Below are 18,336 nucleotides of genomic sequence, written 5' to 3'. Positions count from 1 at the left end.
CACATCCTTCCCCCGGGAGCCGTACATGCGACGTTTCCAGCGGCCGGCCCTGGTGCTGGCGGCCTACCTCGGCACATTCCTCGCCTCGCTGGACATCAGCATCGTCAACGTCGCCCTGCCGACCCTGCAGCAGGCGTTGAATACCGACATGGCCGGCCTGCAGTGGGTGATCAATGCGTATGCAATCGCGCTGTCGGCGTTGATGCTGTCGGCGGGGCCGCTTGGGGACCGTTACGGTCATCGGCGGATGTGGCTGCTCAGCGTCGCCACCTTCACGCTGGGGTCGCTGCTGTGCGCCTGTGCCGGCAATCTTGCGACCCTGGCAGCCGGGCGTGCAGTGCAGGGCATCGCGGGCGCTTTGTTGATTCCCGCCGCAATGCCGATCCTCAGCCACGCGTTTCCCGACGCGCGCCAACGTGCACGTGCGATCGGTGGCTGGTCGGCGTTCAGTGCGCTGGCCCTGGTGCTTGGCCCGCTTCTGGGCGGCGTGCTGGTACAGCGCGTCGGATGGCCCAGCATCTTCCTGATCAACCTGCCGCTGGGCCTGCTCGCGCTGGCGCTGGGCGCCTGGGGAATTCCGGAGCGGCGGCATCCGCAGCACGCTGCGCTGGACCCTGCCGGGCAGCTGCTCAGCGTCGTCGCGCTGGGTGCGCTGAGCTATGGCCTGATCGCGATCGGCGCGCATGGCCTGCTGGCCCCGGTGACGCTGCTGGCGCTGGGCGTGGCAGCTGCCGGGTTGATCCTGTTCGGCATCGTCGAACGCCGGGTGGCACGCCCATTGCTGCCGCTGGACCTGTTTGCCGACCGCCGCTTCGGCATGTTCAACCTGGCCTCGTTCGTGCTGGGCTTCACTGCCTATGCCAGCCTGTTCTTCCTGTCGCTGTTCTTCCAACAGGCACAGGGGCACAACGCTGCGCTGGCAGGCTCCCAGTTGGCCCCGCAGTTCCTGTTGATGGGTGCCGTCTCGCTGTTGTTCGGGCGTCTGGTCGCCCACCTCGGGCTGCACGCCGCGCTGGTGCTGGGCTACGCCCTGGCTGGGGTGGCGCTGTGCGCGATGGCCACGTTCGAACCGGCTACTTCGCACGCTTGTTCCAGTGCTGTGCTGGTGCTGCTTGGCATTGGAATGGGGCTGGCAGTGCCGGCGACCGGCATGGCGGTCATGGCCAGCGCGCCGGTCGAGCGCGCGGGTATCGCCTCAGCCACGATGAACGCGTTACGTCAGGCAGGCATGAGCTTGGGCATCGCGCTGCTGGGCAGCCTGATGGGCCAGCGCGCCGTGCAGCAGTTCGCCGCGTCCGCGCAGGCGGCCGGGCAGCGGGAGCTGGCCGCACAGGCGCGCGAACTGATCCTGCAACCGGGCTCGATGCACGCCACGCCGCAGATGCTGACGTGGTATCGCAGTGCGATGGCCAGTGGTTTCGGATGGGCGATGGCTGTGGCCGGTGCGCTGGCCCTGCTTGCGGCGCTCGGGCTGTATCGGCAGCGCGCACCGGCCTGACGCGCTGCATTCAGCCCTGCTGGCGTTGCGGACCCGCTGCCGTGCGTTCGATCTCCTGAGGCTGTTGTTGCTGCTGGCGCGCATTGGCGTGGCGAGCGTGTCCACCTTCACGACCGATCTCGGCCATGTGCTGGCGGTTGCGGCTGATCGCCTCGCCGCCCTTGCGGCCCGCGACACGTGCCTCGGCCGGACTGAATTCATGTGCGTTGCCGGAGGCATGTGCGGCGCGCCCGCCCTTGGCAGCGATCGCGCGCTGCTTTTCCTGGTCCATTGATGCGAAACCCCGGTTGGAGCTGCGCGGGTTCTGCTCAGTCATGTGAAATCTCCTGCGGTATGGGCGTCGCCTTCGTAGACGACGGCATCCATGCTTGGCCATCGCACGCTAAGTCCAGGTCGCCATCTTGGCCCTGGTTTTCACGCGCCCTGCGCACGGGGCTGATCAGGCAGCCATTCAGGCGGGCGCTGCCTTCGCTGCCGCGATCTCGCTCAACTGCGGCAGCAGGGCCGCAGGAACACAGTGAGGATGGAGCGTTGCGTAGAAGCACACGCGCATCCACCGATGATCATGATGGGGCCACCGGCCCTGTTGATAGGATGCGCAACAACGCCACTCGCCTGGCCACGACAGGGACGTAGAACATGAACAGGATTGGATTGATCGCAGTGCTGGCCTGTACCGCCCCCGTCCATGCGGCCAGCCCCCTGTTGTCCGGCAGCTTTGTCCACGTCGGCTATTCGGCTACCGACGAACAACTACCGGCTGCGCAGTTGCCGCTGTTCCTGGATGAGCTGCAGGACCTGGGCAACGACACGATCATCCTCGGTCAGGTGCGTGCCACCCGTGCCGGCGTGGGCTGCGCCAGCGGCGTGCAGGATTTCGAATGGATTGCCGGCTTTCCCGGCAAGCTCGGCACCGTGCTCGACGCGGCGGCCGCGCGCGGCATGAAGGTCGTGGTCGGCACCACCTACAGCTCGGGGCAGTGCGCCACCTTCTGGCAGGGGCAGAACGCAACGGCCGTGGCACAGGATGCGGCGCAGTCGCTGGCCCAGCTGGGCCAACAGTACGGATCGCATCCGGCGTTCGCTGGCTGGTACATCACCGACGAGCCAGCACAGGTGCCGGCTGATCGCGCGCCGTTCTACCGTGCGATCGTGACGGCGCTCAAAGGCAGTACACCCTCGCGGCCGGTGATGGTGGCTCCCTACCTGGCGTCATCCAGCGTGGATCCGGCCAGCGTGGGCCGGGCTGCTGCACAGTTCCGTATGGCCACCGGCGTGGATGTGCAGATCTGGCAGGACGGCATCGGCGCCGCCTCGCATGCACGCCTGTTCCAGTGGGATCGCCCGGGTCATTCCACCGAGGCGTATTACGAGGCGCTGTCGGCGGCGCTGGGGGCCAGCGGCCTGTGGGCCGACATCGAACTGTTCAACCATGGCAGTCCTTTGTTCCTGGAAACCGGCAACGGATTGTCCGGTGCCTATCGCGCCGCGTCGGTGCAGCGCATCAACCAGCAGTTGTGGAGCGCGCGTTCGGCCGGCAAGCGCGTTGCCTGGCTGAACCAGTACCACATGTCCGAGGTGGTCGGCCCCGGCCAGGGCTATGCCGAATCTCCGCGGCTGATGAACACCTATCGCGGGTTGTATGGCCTCGGTGCGTCCTACAGTGTCGATCCGGTGCAGACCACCTACAGCTACAGCGTGGCGCCGGATGCGAACTATCCGGACAGCAGCGGTCACGAGCTGTTCGATCGCCGCGTGGGGGATCCGCGCAATCCGATGGATGCCGGCTGGGTGGGCGTGCACGGCAACGTCAGCATCACCATCGACCTGGGCCAGCGTCGGCGCGTGGACTGGATCGGCCTGCATACGATGACCCGCCCGGCGTGGGGCATCGTCACGCCGACAGCTGTGGAGGTGATGTGTGCCGAGCCGGGCGCCGCTGCGGTGAAGATCGGTGTGCTGTCGGCGCCATTCCCCCAGGCCGGACTGAGCGGTTCGACCGAAGAGGAGTACGTGCTGGGCAACGCCGCGCCGCTGGCCGCGCAGTGCCGCACGCTGGAGCTGCGGTTGGCCAATGGCAGCTGGACGTTCCTCAGTGAAATCGAGATGGCGGCCGAGCAGTAAGCGCCTCAGCGTTGGGGCGTGCCACGCAGTCGCTGCGCGAACGGCCGCTGTTCAAGCGCCTGCAGTGCCTCGCGCAGCACCTGCTCCAATGACTGTCCAAGATCGGCATCGAGGCTGCGCGCCGCGCGTGCCGTGGCCTGCCACTGCGCCTGCAGCGCCGGCAACGCCTGCAACGCGCGCGGGCTCAGCTGCAGGATGCGCTCGCGGCTGTCTTCACCGACCGCAGCGTGCAGCCAGCCGTCGCGCACCATTGCTGAAACCGTCTGGCTGAGCGCCGAATGGCTGAGCCCGCAGGCCAGTGCGAGATCCTTGATGCGGCAGGGGCCCTGCGCCATCAGCGTGCGCAGCACCGGGGTGTAGCGCGGCCGGTAGTCCAGCTTCAGGTCGCGGTAGGCCTGCTCGACCGCCGGGTCGAGTTGGTCGAGCAGGGCCCGCAGCAGTGTTCCCAGGGTGGCATGTTGGAGATCCATGGTGGCGATGATATATAAGCACTTACATATCATCAACATGGGGTGCGGTCATGGCAGTTTCGTGGATCCTGGGCGCGCTGCTGGCGGCGTCCTGCCCGGCCCAGGAGGCGGTGCTGCAGGCGGCGGCCACGGCGATACAGGCGCAGTACCTGGACGTGGCCGAAGGCGCGCACATTGCCGAGGCCGTGCGCGGCTGGTCCACCCAGCAGCGCTATGTGGACAGCTGCGCGGACCCCAAGGCGTTCAGCGCACGCTTGAACCAGGATCTGGACGTGTTCGATGGCCACTTCCATGTCGAGCGGGTGGATGCCCGCGCCGGCCAGGACGACTGGCTGATGGCCTGGCGCGCGGATGCGCGCAGCAATGGTGCGGGCGTGCGCGAGGTGCGGGTGCTGGAAGGCAACATCGGTTACCTGCGCCTGAGCACCTTCTATCCGCTCGATCTGGCCCGGTCGAAGCTGGCCGCAGCCTTCACCCTGCTGGCCGACTCCGACGGCCTGGTGCTGGACCTGCGCCAGAACGGTGGTGGCGATGACGGCAGTGCGGACCTGCTGGTGCGGACCCTGCTGGCGGCGGAGATCACCCAGGTGCAGTCACTGCAACGCCGTGGCCAACGCAGTCCGGTACCGTTGCCACCGGCGAGCCTGGGGCTGTACCTGAAGCCGCTGGTGGTGCTGATCGACCGCCGCACCGGGTCGGCCGCCGAATTCGTCGCGTACTCGCTGCAGGCGCAGGGGCGGGCACGTGTCGTTGGTAGTCGAAGTGGCGGCGCGGCACATATGTTCGATGATCCTGTGCTGCTGCCGGATGGCTATCAGATCAGCATTCCCGACCGGCAGCCGATCAACCTCCGTACCGGAACCAACTGGGAACGCACCGGCGTCACGCCTGATGCAGCAGGCGGTGACGATCCGCTGTTCGTCGCCCGGCAGCTGCTCGCCCGATCGGCATCGCCAGAATGAACGCACAATTGCAACCACGCCCTATCGCAGACGACATGCAGCGTGCCTAGAATCGATGCATCCCGGTAATTCCCGGGCGCTTCGAGTGAATGGACTCAATGAAGATTCTGTTGACCGGCAGTTCCGGGCGGATCGGGCGTGCGATCTTCGGCGCGCTGGCGGCGGCCCACGAAGTGGTGGGGCTGGATCGCAGCCCATTCGCCACCACCCGCATCATTGCCGATGTCACCGATCGTCAGGCCGTGATCCGGGCAGTGCAGGGCGTCGACGCGGTGATCCATACCGCCGCCCTGCACGCACCCCATGTCGGCCTGGTGCCGGATGCGGTATTCCAGCAGATCAATGTGGAGGCGACTGCACACCTGTTGCAGGCTGCCCGCGAGGCCGGTGCACGCCGCTTCGTGCTGACCAGCACCACGGCGCTGTATGGCCATGCGGTGGTGGCGGGCGGTTGCCGCTGGATCGATGAAGATACCGAGCCGCTGCCACGCACCATCTACCATCTCAGCAAGCTGCAGGCCGAGGCGTTGGCTGAAGCCGCTGCGGCGCCGGGCTTCAGCGTGCGCGTGCTGCGCATGGCCCGCTGTTTCCCCGAGCCACCGGAGCGGATGGCGATGTTCCGCCTGCACCGCGGTATCGACGCGCGCGACGTGGCCAGCGCACATGCCGCGCTGCTGCACGATGAGGGCGCTGCCTTCGCACGCTACATTGCCTGCGCACCGACGCCGTTCCTGCGTGAGGATTGCCTGGAACTGGCGACCCAGCCCCGCAGGGTGCTGGCCCGCCGCGCCCCGCAGTTGCTGGCCGAGTTCGAGCGCCGTGGCTGGCCGCTGCCGCTGAGCATTGACCGCGTCTACGACAGTGCACTGATGCGCAGCACACTGGGCTGGCAGCCGCGCTTCGGCCCGGACGACGTGCTGCAGCAGTACGCGGTTGGCAGCATCGAGGTGCTGCCGCGGGCGGAATGGATCAAGGACCGCGTGGCCGAATAGGGCGGCAGCGGGGCGGGTTCCTGACCCGACCCTGAGCAGGTTCAGGAATGTGCAGATGGACCGCCTCAACCTCGTTCGCAGGCGGCCGCTAACCCGGTGCGCTTCCAGCGCCGGGCGTGTCCCGGCGGCCGGTGGCCTGCGCGACGGATCGCGCACCTGCGCGGTGCCCTCGCGGTGCCGGTCGTCCTGAACTGCCTTGCGGACCCTTCCATGCCTTCTCCCCGTTCCGCCGCTGCCCGCCGCCCGGGCAGCATCGCCCACAAGCTGATGCTGGGCACCGCTGCGATCGCGCTGCTGTGCTTCGGCCTGACTGCGTTCCTGATCTACCGCCAGGCCAGCGCCAGCCTGATCGACGCCTCGCGCCAGACCATGGCCAGCGAAGCCACCGCCGAAGCCCGCCAGGTCGCGGCCGATCTGGGCACCGCCTTTGCCAGCAACGACGCCATGGTCGAGGCCGTGCTCGCCCAGCGCGCGCGCGGCGATGTTCCGGACCGTGCCAGCCTGGCTGCCGTGCTGGGCGAGCAGCTGCGCACCCACCCCGAGTGGCTGGGCAAGAGCACCATGTGGGAGGCCGACGCCTTCGATGGCAAGGATGCCGAGTTCGTCAACACCGAAGCGCACGATGCCACCGGTCGTTACATGAGCTACTGGGCCTGGCACGACGGCAAGCCGCAGCAGTCGACGATGACCGACTACACCGAGACGGCCAGTGGCTCCGGTGACTGGTACATGGTGCCCAGCCGCGACAAGCTGGCGAAGGTAAGCGAGCCCTACGCCTACGACATCGGTGGCCAGCAGGTGCTGATGAGCACGCTGAGCACGCCGATCATCGAAAACGGCAGGTTCCTCGGTGTATTCACTGTGGACTTCTCGCTGGCGGCGCTGCAGAAGCACCTGGCCACGCTGAAGCCGATGGGCGCCGGGCGCGTCGAACTGCTCTCGCCGAATGGCGTGGTGCTGGCCTCGGCCAATGCCGCCGAAATCGGCAAGCCGCGTGGCGACGCATTGACCCGCAGCATGCTGGCAGACATCGCCGCCGACCGCCGGTTCGAAGCCTTCACTCCGGATGCCGCCGGCAACGTGCGCGTATACGTGCCGCTGCGTGTGGGCGATGCGCCGCAGCGCTTTGCACTGGGTGTGGTGATGCCGCACGCGGTGATCGTGGCCGAGGCGCGCCAGCTGCTGTGGCTGACCCTGCTGGTTGGCGTGGTGGCCGCGCTGACGCTGAGTGCCGGTGTCTATGTGCTGCTGCGCCGGTTGGCGATCCGCCCACTGGCCGAAGCCGTGCGCGTGGCCGGCGACGTCGCCGCGGGCAATCTGGACAGCACCCTGCCGGCACGCAGCAACGACGAAGTGGGCCGCCTGCTGGACGCGATGCAGGGCATGCGGGGGCAGCTGCAGTCGGTGATGGCGGCGCAGGCGGAAATGGCGCGTCGCCATGACGCCGGTGAAATCAGCTACCGCATGGACGCCTCGGCGTTCCCGGGTGAGTACGGCCGGATGGTGGCTGACAGCAACCAGCTGGTGGCCTCCAGCAACGCCGTCACCCAGCGCCTGGTCGACGTGATGCAACGCTATGCGGTGGGTGACCTGAGCGTGGACATGGAAGCGCTGCCGGGCGAGAAGGCGGTGTTCACCGCTGCAATGGCCACCACCAAGAGCAACCTGGCGGCGATCAACGATCAGATCCAGCAGCTGGCCGCCGCCGCAGCGGCCGGCGATTTCGCGGTGCGCGGCGACACGCTGCGCTTCGACCACGACTTCCGCCGCATGGTGGAAACCCTCAACACCATGATGCAGGTCAGCGACCACAACCTGGCCGAGCTGTCGACGCTGCTGCGCGCGATTGCCGCAGGCGACCTCAGCGCGCGCATGCAGGGCGACTTCCACGGCGTGTTCGCGGTGATGCGCGACGATGCCAACAGCACCGTGCAGCAGCTGACCCAGATCGTTGGCCAGATCCAGCAGTCGGCGGCCAGCATCCGCCTGGCGGCGGGTGAGATTGCCGCCGGCAACAGTGACCTGTCGCGCCGCACCGAGCAGCAGGCGGCGAACCTGGAAGAGACCGCGGCCTCGATGGAAGAGCTGACCTCCACGGTGCGCCAGAATGCCGACCACGCGCTGCAGGCCAACACCCTGGCCGGCTCCGCGGCGGGCGTGGCCAGCGAAGGCGGGCAGGTGGTCAGCCAGGTGGTGCAGACCATGGAACAGATCGAGTCCTCCTCGCAGCGCATTGCCGAGATCATTTCGGTAATCGATGGCATCGCGTTCCAGACCAACATCCTGGCGTTGAACGCGGCGGTGGAAGCGGCGCGTGCCGGCGAACAGGGCCGCGGATTCGCCGTGGTCGCCAGCGAAGTGCGTGCGCTGGCCCAGCGCTCGGCAGGCGCGGCCAAGGAGATCAAGGAGCTGATCGACGCCTCGGTGGCGCAGGTCGGTGCCGGTGCGCAGCTGGTGCACGGCGCGGGCCGCACCATGCAGGAAATCGTCGGCCAGGTCGGCCGAGTGAACGAGATCATGGCCGAGATCTCGGCAGCCTCGCGCGAGCAGTCGGCGGGCATCGAGCAGGTCAACCAGACCGTGGTGCAGATGGACGAGACCACCCAGCAGAACGCCGCACTGGTGGAAGAGGCCAGTGCCGCCGCGCGTGCGATGGAAGAACAGGCCGAGCAGCTGGCGGTGGCGGTCTCGCGCTTCCGCCTGCAGGCCGAGCCGGTGGCTACGGTCCGCCGCGCGGCCTGATCCTGTTGCGCGCACATGAAGACGCCCGGCCAAGGCCGGGCGTCTTCATTTCTGCTTGATGCTATGCCAGGCCGGAGTGCGGCGGCAGCATCGCGTCAGAACATGCCTTCGAAGGGATTCCAGCTGGCTTTGCCCTTCACCTGCTCCAGGTAGTAGCTGTAGTTGGTGCTGGCGGCAACCAGGAAGTTCATGGCGATGAACAGCGGGCGCGCGATGATGTCCGGCAGGAACAGGGACACGATGCCCAGCACGAGGCCGATGCCGATCACCACCAGCGCCTTGCGCCACATGCCCAGAATGAACAGGTAGATGAAGCCGAAGAAGAAGGCGAAGAAGTTGATGTTGATCTTGAGGCGGTCGCCGAAGGACAGCGCCTTCCAGGCTTCCTTGAAGCGCGGCTCCTTCGGAGCGCCGTGCTGCTGGAAGAAATTGAAGCGGAACTGCCACTTCGGGCTGAAGCGGGAGAGGTCGACGGCGTTCATTGACGATTACGTCCTTGTAGGAAAACGGTTACATGATACGAGGCCGACGGTTCAGGAAACTACCCTCAACCGTCAAAAATGTGACGCGCCCGGCATGTGCAGGCCTGCGGCGGGGCGCCGCACCGTCACCCATCCGCCTTGTTTTTAGGATAGGGTGCGCAGTTCCGCTGCCGCTCCAGCTGAACCCGGGCGGCGGCGGGATGTCCATGGAGGTTGCATGACCACACCTGCTATACCGGAAAACGCACCGGGACCGGTGCTCCTGCCGACACCTGAAGTGGTGCAGGCACAACAACTGCTCGCACGCCAGCAACTGGCGGTAGCGATGGACCGTGCACGCACGGCTGCTACGCAGAACGCGGCCGCGGCCGCGCTGGAAAGCGAGTAATCCGCAACACCGCCGATCGCGCTGGCGTGCTGCCAGCGCGATCGCGGCGCGCGCCGCCGGTCAGAACCGCGCGGTCATGCTCATGAAGTAGCTGCGCCCGGCCACGAAGTAGTCGGTGGAGCCTTCGGCATACAGCTTCTTGTCGGCCAGGTTGCTGACACCGCCGCGCAGGGTCAGTACCTCGTTGACGTTCCAGGCAGCGGTCAGGTCATACAGGGTGTAGGCCTTGAGGAAGGTCGTGGCGGTACCGGTCTGCTTGCCGGTGTACTGCGCCGACAGGCTGCTGGAAAACACCGTGTTGGGTGTCCAGTCCAGCGACGAATAGCCGGAAAACTCCGGCGTATCGATCAGATTCCTGCCGGTGGTCAGGTTCTTGGCTTCCTTCATCCAGGTGGCCGAGGTGCGCCAGCGCCACTGCTCGCCAAAGCGGACATTGAAGTTGCCTTCCATGCCACTGGTGCGCGCGCGCTGCACGTTGCTCATGCGCGTCCACCAGATGCCGTTGAACTTGCCCAGGGGCGCGTACTCGATCTTGTTCTTGAAGTCGGTATGGAAGTAGGTCAGGCCGGCATCGAACAGGTCATTGTCGAAGCTGATGCCGATCTCTCGGTTGGTGCTGGTTTCAGGGTCCAGGTCCGGGTTGCCGGCCATGTAGCAGCCACCGCGGGTATAGCCCAGCGGGATCAGCGAGGTGCAGCCGCGGCCGCCGGACTGGGTGGCCGCGCTGGGCGAGTTCTCGGTCAGGCTGGGCGCGCGGAAGCCCTTGGAAACACCACCACGTATCGTCCACTGTTCGGCCGGGTGCCAGACCAGGTAGGCGCGGGGGCTGACGTGGCTGCCGAACTTCTCATGATGATCCAGGCGTGCGCCCACGGTCAGCGCCAGCGTGCGGTGCAGCTTCAGTTCGTCCTCGACAAACAATGCCCAGGTATCCACTTCCAGGTTGGAGCCGCTGACGGCATTGCCGGCGTAGTCGATCGGCGCGCGGCCGATGGTATCGGTATTGGTCAGTTCCTGGCGCTTCCACTGGCCACCGACGGCGAACTGGTGTTCAACGCCCAGGGTGAACGGCGTGGTCAGGCTGCCTTCGATGATGGTATCGGTGGCCTCGGAGCGGCCGGTGGCACCGATGTCGTTCTTGTACTCGGTCCAGTACGCGCTGAGCTTCGAGTTGCCGAAGCTCCACTTGCCATCGTGGTTGAGTGCCAGCGAGCTGCGCTTGAGTTCGCTGGCACCCCAGGCGCCTTCGTCCTGCTTTTCCAGCGATGCGTCGATGAAGGCCTGCTGCACGCCGTGGCCGGCTTCCAGCGACAGTTCCTGCGCATCGCTGAGCTTCCACTGCAGCAGCGCGTCGACATTGCGGTCCTTCTCGCCGGCGTAGGCATTGCCATAGACACCACCGTTGGAGCGGTCCGAGTCGCGGCGCATGCTGTTGGCACCGATGCGCAGGCCGAAGCGCTCGCCGAGCGGGCCGGAGAACGTCGCACCGATCTGCTGGGTATCACCGCGCTTGCCATCACCCGGGCGGGTATAGCTGTGGGTGGCGCTGCCGTTCCAGTCATCGCCGATGCGCTTGGTGATGATGTTGATCACGCCACCCATGGCGTCGGAGCCGTACAGCGACGACATTGGTCCGCGCACCACCTCGATGCGTTCGATCTGGTCGGGCGAGATCCAGTTCAGATCCTGGCGGCCGAGGTCGGGCCGGTAGTTGGTCGAGGCCGAGCTGCCCATGCGCTTGCCGTCCACCAGCACCAGCGTGTAATTGGACGGCATGCCACGCAGCTTGATCTTGGACTGCTCGCCGACCGCGCTGAGGCCACCGGTCACGCCCGGCACGCGGCTGAGCAGGGTGGCCAGGTCGTGCACCGGCTGGCGCTCGATGTCCTCGCGGCTGATCACGCTGATGCTGGCCGGTGCATCCTTGATCCATTGCTGGTTGCCCGAGGCGGTGACCACCACGGTATCCAGATCCTTGGTGGAGGCATCGGCGCTGGCCTCTGCGGCGGCCAGGCCGGGCAGGGCCAGCAGGCAGGCGGTGGCCAGAGCGCAGGCCAGGCGGGTGCGCGGCAGGCGCGCGGAAGGGGTACGGAACGACAGGGACATGACGGCTTCCATCGGAGGAGGGGGACCCGGTGGAAGCAGCAGGCGCACGCAGACAGCAGGCAGCCCCCTTCCATGGGTCGTTGGGCGCTGGGTTGGAACCGGCGCAGCTGGGTGGGTCTCGGCCGTGCGGAAGACGGTGACCTGCCTGGTTAATGAAATGATAACCGTTCGCGTTTGTTACGATCCAGTACCTGGGGCGACCAAGTGACATCCGTTCCCCTGCCCCGGCACTCGCCTGCTGTTTGCTGAATGGGGATAAATCCCGGCGTAGACCTTCGCACTCGGCTTACATCCGGCGCCCTAGACTGAGCCGCATTTTCGATTCCGCCCCGTTGGAGATCGTGTGGGTTCCGGTAGTGACAGACAGCGACTGCGTGGCGTGATGCCGACGCAGCCAGGACAAGTGCGGGCGCCGGGAAAGCGCGCCGGGAACCTTGGTGCATGCAGCCCGGCCGGGATGGCCGGCCGTGCCGACTGCGCGGAGTAGGCGGCAATGGAGGTGCAGACCATCCATGCGGAAGCAGACACGTCCCGGCTTGATGCCGGCTGGACGCTGCTGCCGGCCGAATCGCCGTTGCAGATGCCTGAGCAGACCCTGCGCGAAGGCCAGCTGAAGGTTCGCCGCCACCGCACCTCGCCGCGGCTGATCGGCCTGCGCCGGTTCTATATCTTCGGCGGCACGCTGGCGATGACCGCCATCGCTACCCGGATGATGTGGCGGGTGCTGTCGGCCAATGGCATCAGCGTGCTCGAGGCCTGCCTGCTGGTGCTGTTTGTCGGCCTGTTCGCCTGGATCGCGCTGTCTTTCGCCAGCGCCGTGGCCGGCTTCCTGACTGCCGTGTTCGACCGGGGGTATCGCCTCGGCATCGACCCGGACAAGCCACTGCCGACAGTGCACAGCCGCACCGCGCTGCTGATGCCGACCTACAACGAAGATCCGCGCCGGCTGCTGGCCGGCCTGCAGGCGATCTACGAGTCGGTGGCCGCCACCGGCCAGCTCGACCGGTTCGACTTCTTCGTGCTCAGTGATACCCGGCGCGAAGACATCGCGCGGGCCGAGGAGCAGGTGTTCGCCGAACTGCGCGAGCGCGTGCCCGATGGCCAGGCGCGGCTGTTCTACCGCCGCCGTGGCGACAACAGCGGGCGCAAGGCCGGCAACATCGCCGACTGGGTCCGCCGCTTCGGCGGTGCCTACCCGCAGATGCTGATCCTGGACGCCGACAGCCTGATGACCGGCGACAGCATCGTGCGCCTGGTCGCGGGCATGGAGCACAACGCCGACGTCGGCCTGATCCAGACCCTGCCGTCGGTGATCGGCGGGCGCACCCTGTTCGCGCGCATGCAGCAGTTCGGCGGCCGTGTGTACGGTCCGGTGATCGCCCGTGGCGTGGCCTGGTGGCACGGTGCCGAGAGCAATTATTGGGGCCACAACGCCATCATCCGCACCCGCGCCTTCGCCGATCAGGCCGGGCTGCCGGCGCTGCCGGGGCGCAAGCCGTTCGGTGGCCACGTGCTCAGCCATGACTTCGTCGAAGCGGCGCTGATGCGTCGTGGCGGCTGGGCCGCGCACATGGTGCCGTACCTGGGCGGCAGCTATGAAGAAGGTCCGCCGACCCTGACCGACCTGCTGGTGCGCGACCGCCGCTGGTGCCAGGGCAACCTGCAGCACGGCAAGGTGGTCGGCAGCCGTGGCCTGCACTGGATCAGCCGCATGCACATGCTGATCGGCATCGGTCATTACTTCACCGCGCCGATGTGGGCGATGCTGATGCTGATCGGCATCGCCATCCCGCTGTTCCAGGAAGGCATCGATTTCAACGCCCTGCTGCACCTGTCGCCCAGCGTGTACTGGCGGGCCCAGGATGAGGAACAGGTGGTGCGCCTGTTCGCGGCGACCATGGCGGTGCTGCTGCTGCCCAAGGTGCTGGGTTACCTGGCGATGCTGCTGGACCCGGTCGACCGCCGCGGGTGTGGCGGTGCCCTGCGCGCGTTCGTCTCGATGCTGGTGGAAACCGTATTGGCCGCGCTGATGGCGCCGGTGGTGATGTACGTGCAGTCGCGCGGCGTGGCCGAAGTGCTGTCCGGCCGCGATTCGGGCTGGGACGCGCAGCAGCGTGACGATGGTGGCATTTCGTGGCTGGCGCTGATCCGTGGCTACGGTGGGCTGGGGGTGTTCGGCGCCTTCATGGGCATGCTGGCCTGGGCGGTGTCGCCATCGCTGGCCGCGTGGATGGCGCCGGTGGTGATCGGCATGGTGCTGGCGGTACCGGTGGTGGCACTGACGTCTTCGCGTGGCCCCGGCGCCTTCCTGCACCGGCTTGGCCTGCTTGATATCCCCGAGGAGAACATCCCGCCGCCGGTGCTGGTACGCGCCGCGCAGCTGCGCCGGGAAGCGGCCGAACAACCGCCGCTGTACTGATCGTCCCGCGGCAGCGGCATAATGCGGCTCGAACTTGAAGGAGCCGCATCATGCTGCAAACGGTGGAACAGGAGACCGGCGCCTCGCCGCAGTGGTCGGTGATCTGGCTGCACGGCCTCGGTGCCGATGGCCACGACTTCGCGCCGATCGTGCCGGAGCTGGTGCGTCCGCATTGGCCGGCGCTGCGCTTCGTGTTCCCGCATGCACCGGTGCGGCCGATCACGATCAACAACGGCGTGCCGATGCGCGGCTGGTACGACATCGTCGGCATGGATTTCCGTTCGCGCGCCGACATGGTGGGCGTGCAGGAATCGGTGGTGCAGCTGGATGCGCTGATCGCGCGCGAGATCGAGCGTGGCATCGCGCCGGAGAAGATCTTCCTGGCCGGTTTCTCGCAGGGGGGCGCGATCATCCTGACCGCCGCGCTGTCACGCACTGCGCCGCTGGCCGGCCTGATCGCGCTGTCCACCTACCTGCCCGAAGCCGACGGCGCAAAGCGCGCTGAAGGCGCCGTGCAGGTGCCGGTGTTCATGGCCCATGGCAGCAGCGATCCGGTGATTCCGCAGGCGGTGGCCGCACACAGTGCGCAGGCACTGCAGGCGCTGGGCCTGGAGGTGGAATGGCACAGTTACCCGATGGCCCACCAGGTCTGCGCCGAAGAGATCCAGGCGCTCGGTGACTGGTTGCAGGAACGCCTGGGCGCTGCCTGACCCATGCCGCCGGCCAGCGCCCCGCCCTGGATGCCGGAGCTGTGCCGCCTGCCGCGGCTGGCGGCGATGCTCGGCCTGGCCGAACTGGTGGTGGTGGTGCTGGCCCTGGCCCCGGATGGCAGCCGCCACTGGACCGTGGGAGAACTGCTGTCGGCCAGTGGTTTCGCGTTGTGGCTGGCGCTGGCCGTAACGGCCAGCCTGTGCCTGCTGCGGAACGCGTTGTCGAGGTTGCCACAGGTTCTGGGGGCGGTCTCGGCCATCGCACTGGCGACGCTGATCGCGGTGGTCTGCGCGGGCATCGTGCATGCCCTGTACGCGGTGCTTGGCGACAACTTCGCCCGCGGCATCAGCTTCTGGCGCTTCACGCTGGGCAGCGCGGCGACGACGGCGCTGATCACTGCCTTGGCCCTGCGCTACTTCTATGTGAGTGATCGCTGGGCCGCGCAGGTACAGGCCAACGCACGCGCACAGGCCGATGCCCTGCAGGCGCGGATCCGCCCGCACTTCCTGTTCAACAGCATGAACCTGATCGCCAGCCTGCTGCATCGCGACCCGGTCGTGGCCGAGCGTGCGGTGCTGGACCTGTCCGATCTGTTCCGTGCCGCGCTGGGGGCGGGCGAGGGTGATTCCACCCTGCGTGACGAATGCGAGCTGGCCGAGCGCTACCTGTCGATCGAATCACTGCGCCTGGGCGAGCGCCTGCAGGTGCGCTGGCAGCGCGACGAACCGCTGCCCTGGGATCTTCCCCTGCCTCGCCTGGTACTGCAGCCGCTGGTGGAGAACGCCGTGCTGCATGGCATCTCGCGGCTGCCCGAGGGTGGCACCATCGAGTTGCAGCTGATGCGCGAGGATAATGAACTGCAGATCTGCGTGCGCAATCCGGCGCCCGACCCGCAGGCCCCCGGGCTGGCCCTGGCGCGCGGTGCCGGCCATGCCCAGCACAGCATCGGCCATCGGCTGGCCTGGCGCTTCGGCAGCGCCGCGCGGATGACGGCTGGCTGGAGCGAGGGCTACTATGCCTGCCAGGTGACAGTGCCGATCCAGTGAGGGAGCGATCGTGAGGGTAGTCATCGCCGATGACGAACCGCTGGCGCGTGAGCGCCTGCGCAGCCTGTTGGCCGCGCAGGACGGCGTGGATGTGGTGGCCGAGGCCGGCAACGGCGAGCAGGCCCTGCACGCGTGCGCGGAGCTGCAGCCGGACCTGGTCCTGCTGGATATCGCCATGCCCGGGCTGGATGGCCTGGAAGCCGCCCGCCACCTGGCCAGCTTCGAGCCGCGGCCGGCGGTGGTGTTCTGCACCGCTTACGATGCGCATGCGCTGTCGGCGTTCGAGGCGGCCGCGATTGATTACCTGATGAAGCCGGTACGTGCCGAGCGTCTGGCCGCGGCCATCGCGCGCGCGCGCACGTTCCTGGCCGGCCGCGATGGCCAGCCACAGGACCACCGCGGGCAACAGGCGCGCAGCATGCTGTGCGCGCGCCTGCGCGGCAGCCTGCGCTTGATTCCGCTGGACGACATCCATTACCTGCAGGCCGAAGAGAAGTACGTGGTGGTGCACCACGCGCGCGGCGAGGACCTGATCGAAGAGTCGCTGAAGTCACTGGAAGAAGAGTTCGCCAGCCGCTTCATCCGCATCCATCGCAACTGCCTGGTGGCACGCCATGAGCTGGTGGAGCTGCGTCGTGGCACGGGTGGGCAGGTGCAGGCGATGTTGCGCCATGGCAAGCAACCGCTGGAAGTCAGCCGCCGCTGCGTGGCGACGCTGAAGCAGGAACTGCGGCATCTGTGAGTGTTCCGCGCGGCCTGCGGCCGCGACTGCTTACGAGCAACGTCTGAAGCAACAGCAACAGCAACAGCAACAGCGGGTCATGGCTCGGTGTTTCTACGTGCTGGGTGAGGCGGGATGGGCGGGCGGGACACGCCGTAAACCCATCCATGGGGTCTCGATGGCGCCTTGCTCGTGTGCGCAATCCTGCGCACACAGCAAGACCGGGGTTGGGCGTCCTGCCCAACCCGCCCGAGGCATGCCTCGGGCCCATGGCGCCAACGGTCCCGCCCGCCCATCCCGCCTCACCCTCGCGAATTTCCCGGTGACGGACAGCAAAAGCATTGTTGTTATCGGGTGGGGAGAGAAATGTAGAGTCGAGCCATGCTCGACTCAGAGCGAAGCGACCCGCTGTTGCTCTGCTTTTCTTTTGATCTTCCGTGGCTGGCGCGCACGGAAACTGTCATAGGACGGGCGGGGTGGGTTCGCGGGGGTGTCCGCGGCATGGGCCCGAGGCATGCCTCGGGCGGGTTGGGCAGGACGCCCAACCCCGGTCTTGCCGTGTGCGCAGGACAGCGCACACGAGCAAGCCGCGGCCAAGCCTCCATGGACGGATTCACGGCGTCCCCCGCGAACCCACCCCGTCCGGCCAAGCGCGATAGATCCAGCCGACGCACCAGCCACGAGGGGCTCCGCCGTTGGCCGTATCCCGCCGATAGGCGCGATAATGATCGGATGGAAACCGTCCGCATCGCCACCCGCAAGAGCCCGCTCGCCCTCTGGCAGAGCGAACACGTCGCCGATCGCCTGCGCCAGGCCCACCCCGGCCTGCATGTGGAACTGGTGCCGATGAGCACCCGCGGTGACGAGGTGCTGGACCGCTCGCTGGCCGCCATCGGTGGCAAGGGCCTGTTCCTGAAGGAACTGGAGCTGGCCATGCTGCGTGGCGAGGCCGACTGCGCCGTGCATTCGCTGAAGGATGTGCCGATGGAACTGGATGAACCCTTCGCGCTGCCGGCGATGCTGACCCGCCACGATCCGGCCGATGGTTTCGTCTCCAACCTGTACGCCTCGCTGGATGCGCTGCCGATCGGCGCGCGGGTTGGCACCTCGTCGCTGCGCCGCCAGGCCCAGCTGCGCGCGCTGCGCCCGGACCTGGAACTGCTGGACCTGCGCGGCAACGTCAACACCCGCCTGGCCAAGCTCGACAACGGTGGCTACGACGCCATCGTGCTGGCCGTGGCCGGCCTGGAGCGTCTGGGCCTGGGCGCGCGCATCGTCGCGCGCCTGCAACCGCCGCAGTGGCTGCCGGCCCCGGCGCAGGGCGCGGTGGCGGTGGAGTGCGACGGTGGCAATGCGCGCCTGATGGCGCTGTTCGCGGGCCTGGATGACGCGGAAACCCGTGCCTGCGTGGAAGCCGAGCGAGCGATGAACCGTGCGTTGCATGGCAGCTGCCACGTGCCGGTGGCGGCGATCGCGCAGTGGCAGGGCACCGACCTGCACCTGCAGGGCCTGGTCGGCAGTGCGAGCGATGGTCGTGCGGTGCGCGCCGAGGCGATCGGCCCGGCCAGTGACCCGGAAGCACTGGGCCAGCGCGTGGCGAAGATGCTGCTGGATGCCGGTGCCGGCGAACTGCTGAACGTCTGAGCCATCGCAGGTCTGTCTCTTATACACATCT

At 67.5% G+C, this 18,336-nt stretch carries 15 protein-coding genes; 11 read left to right on the top strand and 4 right to left on the bottom strand.

Features of this window, described 5'->3' with window-relative positions; genetic code table 11:
- Positions 1 to 25: 25 nt before the first annotated feature.
- Complete coding sequence (locus AC5O77_RS18330) at positions 26 to 1,498, top strand: MFS transporter (protein ID WP_494507043.1); 1,473 nt, start codon at positions 26 to 28, stop codon at positions 1,496 to 1,498.
- A 10-nt stretch (positions 1,499 to 1,508) separates the two neighbouring features.
- Here AC5O77_RS18330 and AC5O77_RS18325 read toward each other — a convergent pair whose 3' ends face one another.
- Complete coding sequence (locus AC5O77_RS18325) at positions 1,509 to 1,814, bottom strand: KGG domain-containing protein (protein ID WP_032128582.1); 306 nt, start codon at positions 1,812 to 1,814, stop codon at positions 1,509 to 1,511.
- 323 nt (positions 1,815 to 2,137) lie between these two features.
- Here AC5O77_RS18325 and AC5O77_RS18320 point away from each other — a divergent pair, with 323 nt between their 5' ends.
- Positions 2,138 to 3,622, top strand: coding sequence for a DUF4434 domain-containing protein (locus AC5O77_RS18320; RefSeq protein WP_494507042.1), 1,485 nt, complete (start codon positions 2,138 to 2,140; stop codon positions 3,620 to 3,622).
- Between the two features lie 5 nt (positions 3,623 to 3,627).
- Here the strand turns inward: AC5O77_RS18320 and AC5O77_RS18315 are convergent, their stop codons facing one another.
- Entirely contained in the window at positions 3,628 to 4,092 is a 465-nt protein-coding gene (locus AC5O77_RS18315) for a MarR family winged helix-turn-helix transcriptional regulator (RefSeq protein ID WP_049423760.1), read from the bottom strand.
- Positions 4,093 to 4,142: 50 nt separating this feature from the next.
- On the opposite strand from AC5O77_RS18315, the gene AC5O77_RS18310 reads away from it, so the two are divergent.
- The 3 genes from AC5O77_RS18310 to AC5O77_RS18300 all read left to right on the top strand — a co-directional run bounded on the left by AC5O77_RS18310 (position 4,143) and on the right by AC5O77_RS18300 (position 8,788).
- Positions 4,143 to 5,054 carry a S41 family peptidase gene (locus tag AC5O77_RS18310; RefSeq protein WP_494507041.1) on the top strand — a complete coding sequence of 304 codons (912 nt, stop codon included), beginning with the start codon at positions 4,143 to 4,145 and terminating at the stop codon, positions 5,052 to 5,054.
- 98 nt (positions 5,055 to 5,152) lie between these two features.
- On the top strand, positions 5,153 to 6,046 hold the full coding sequence (locus tag AC5O77_RS18305; RefSeq protein WP_478057589.1) for an NAD-dependent epimerase/dehydratase family protein: 894 nt from the start codon (positions 5,153 to 5,155) through the stop codon (positions 6,044 to 6,046).
- Positions 6,047 to 6,256: 210 nt separating this feature from the next.
- Positions 6,257 to 8,788, top strand: a complete 2,532-nt coding sequence (locus AC5O77_RS18300; RefSeq protein ID WP_494507040.1) for a methyl-accepting chemotaxis protein — start codon at positions 6,257 to 6,259, stop codon at positions 8,786 to 8,788.
- Positions 8,789 to 8,883: 95 nt separating this feature from the next.
- Here AC5O77_RS18300 and AC5O77_RS18295 read toward each other — a convergent pair whose 3' ends face one another.
- On the bottom strand, positions 8,884 to 9,270 hold the full coding sequence (locus AC5O77_RS18295) for a DUF2628 domain-containing protein (RefSeq protein WP_071227807.1): 387 nt from the start codon (positions 9,268 to 9,270) through the stop codon (positions 8,884 to 8,886).
- Positions 9,271 to 9,487: 217 nt separating this feature from the next.
- On the opposite strand from AC5O77_RS18295, the gene AC5O77_RS18290 reads away from it, so the two are divergent.
- Positions 9,488 to 9,658: a hypothetical protein gene (locus tag AC5O77_RS18290; RefSeq protein WP_165929944.1), complete on the top strand. Its 171-nt coding sequence runs from the start codon at positions 9,488 to 9,490 to the stop codon at positions 9,656 to 9,658.
- A 60-nt stretch (positions 9,659 to 9,718) separates the two neighbouring features.
- Here AC5O77_RS18290 and AC5O77_RS18285 read toward each other — a convergent pair whose 3' ends face one another.
- Positions 9,719 to 11,764 carry a TonB-dependent receptor domain-containing protein gene (locus AC5O77_RS18285; RefSeq protein ID WP_201117386.1) on the bottom strand — a complete coding sequence of 682 codons (2,046 nt, stop codon included), beginning with the start codon at positions 11,762 to 11,764 and terminating at the stop codon, positions 9,719 to 9,721.
- A 493-nt stretch (positions 11,765 to 12,257) separates the two neighbouring features.
- Here AC5O77_RS18285 and mdoH point away from each other — a divergent pair, with 493 nt between their 5' ends.
- From mdoH to hemC, 5 genes are all read left to right on the top strand, one after another.
- Complete coding sequence (mdoH, locus tag AC5O77_RS18280; protein WP_032128590.1) at positions 12,258 to 14,183, top strand: glucans biosynthesis glucosyltransferase MdoH; 1,926 nt, start codon at positions 12,258 to 12,260, stop codon at positions 14,181 to 14,183.
- 50 nt (positions 14,184 to 14,233) lie between these two features.
- Positions 14,234 to 14,893 carry an alpha/beta hydrolase gene (locus AC5O77_RS18275; protein ID WP_080291776.1) on the top strand — a complete coding sequence of 220 codons (660 nt, stop codon included), beginning with the start codon at positions 14,234 to 14,236 and terminating at the stop codon, positions 14,891 to 14,893.
- 3 nt (positions 14,894 to 14,896) lie between these two features.
- Complete coding sequence (locus AC5O77_RS18270; protein ID WP_494507039.1) at positions 14,897 to 15,940, top strand: sensor histidine kinase; 1,044 nt, start codon at positions 14,897 to 14,899, stop codon at positions 15,938 to 15,940.
- 10 nt (positions 15,941 to 15,950) lie between these two features.
- Positions 15,951 to 16,682: a LytR/AlgR family response regulator transcription factor gene (locus tag AC5O77_RS18265; RefSeq protein ID WP_010481294.1), complete on the top strand. Its 732-nt coding sequence runs from the start codon at positions 15,951 to 15,953 to the stop codon at positions 16,680 to 16,682.
- A 711-nt stretch (positions 16,683 to 17,393) separates the two neighbouring features.
- Positions 17,394 to 18,305 carry a hydroxymethylbilane synthase gene (gene hemC, locus AC5O77_RS18260; protein WP_049421426.1) on the top strand — a complete coding sequence of 304 codons (912 nt, stop codon included), beginning with the start codon at positions 17,394 to 17,396 and terminating at the stop codon, positions 18,303 to 18,305.
- Positions 18,306 to 18,336: the final 31 nt, after the last annotated feature.

It is taken from the genome of Stenotrophomonas sp. INTA L402-1, from assembly GCF_059295135.1.
Note: the sequence above shows the minus strand (reverse complement) of the source record. Positions and strands in the feature narration are given on the sequence as shown.

Excerpts from the sequence above, each read along its gene's own strand:
- AC5O77_RS18330 (WP_494507043.1), top strand. The coding sequence starts at position 26 with ATGCGACGTTTCCAGCGGCCGGCCCTGGTGCTGGCGGCCTACCTCGGC.
- AC5O77_RS18325 (WP_032128582.1), bottom strand. The coding sequence starts at position 1,814 with ATGACTGAGCAGAACCCGCGCAGCTCCAACCGGGGTTTCGCATCAATG.
- AC5O77_RS18320 (WP_494507042.1), top strand. The coding sequence starts at position 2,138 with ATGAACAGGATTGGATTGATCGCAGTGCTGGCCTGTACCGCCCCCGTC.
- AC5O77_RS18315 (WP_049423760.1), bottom strand. The coding sequence starts at position 4,092 with ATGGATCTCCAACATGCCACCCTGGGAACACTGCTGCGGGCCCTGCTC.
- AC5O77_RS18310 (WP_494507041.1), top strand. The coding sequence starts at position 4,143 with ATGGCAGTTTCGTGGATCCTGGGCGCGCTGCTGGCGGCGTCCTGCCCG.
- AC5O77_RS18305 (WP_478057589.1), top strand. The coding sequence starts at position 5,153 with ATGAAGATTCTGTTGACCGGCAGTTCCGGGCGGATCGGGCGTGCGATC.
- AC5O77_RS18300 (WP_494507040.1), top strand. The coding sequence starts at position 6,257 with ATGCCTTCTCCCCGTTCCGCCGCTGCCCGCCGCCCGGGCAGCATCGCC.
- AC5O77_RS18295 (WP_071227807.1), bottom strand. The coding sequence starts at position 9,270 with ATGAACGCCGTCGACCTCTCCCGCTTCAGCCCGAAGTGGCAGTTCCGC.
- AC5O77_RS18290 (WP_165929944.1), top strand. The coding sequence starts at position 9,488 with ATGACCACACCTGCTATACCGGAAAACGCACCGGGACCGGTGCTCCTG.
- AC5O77_RS18285 (WP_201117386.1), bottom strand. The coding sequence starts at position 11,764 with ATGTCCCTGTCGTTCCGTACCCCTTCCGCGCGCCTGCCGCGCACCCGC.
- mdoH (WP_032128590.1), top strand. The coding sequence starts at position 12,258 with ATGGAGGTGCAGACCATCCATGCGGAAGCAGACACGTCCCGGCTTGAT.
- AC5O77_RS18275 (WP_080291776.1), top strand. The coding sequence starts at position 14,234 with ATGCTGCAAACGGTGGAACAGGAGACCGGCGCCTCGCCGCAGTGGTCG.
- AC5O77_RS18270 (WP_494507039.1), top strand. The coding sequence starts at position 14,897 with ATGCCGCCGGCCAGCGCCCCGCCCTGGATGCCGGAGCTGTGCCGCCTG.
- hemC (WP_049421426.1), top strand. The coding sequence starts at position 17,394 with ATGGAAACCGTCCGCATCGCCACCCGCAAGAGCCCGCTCGCCCTCTGG.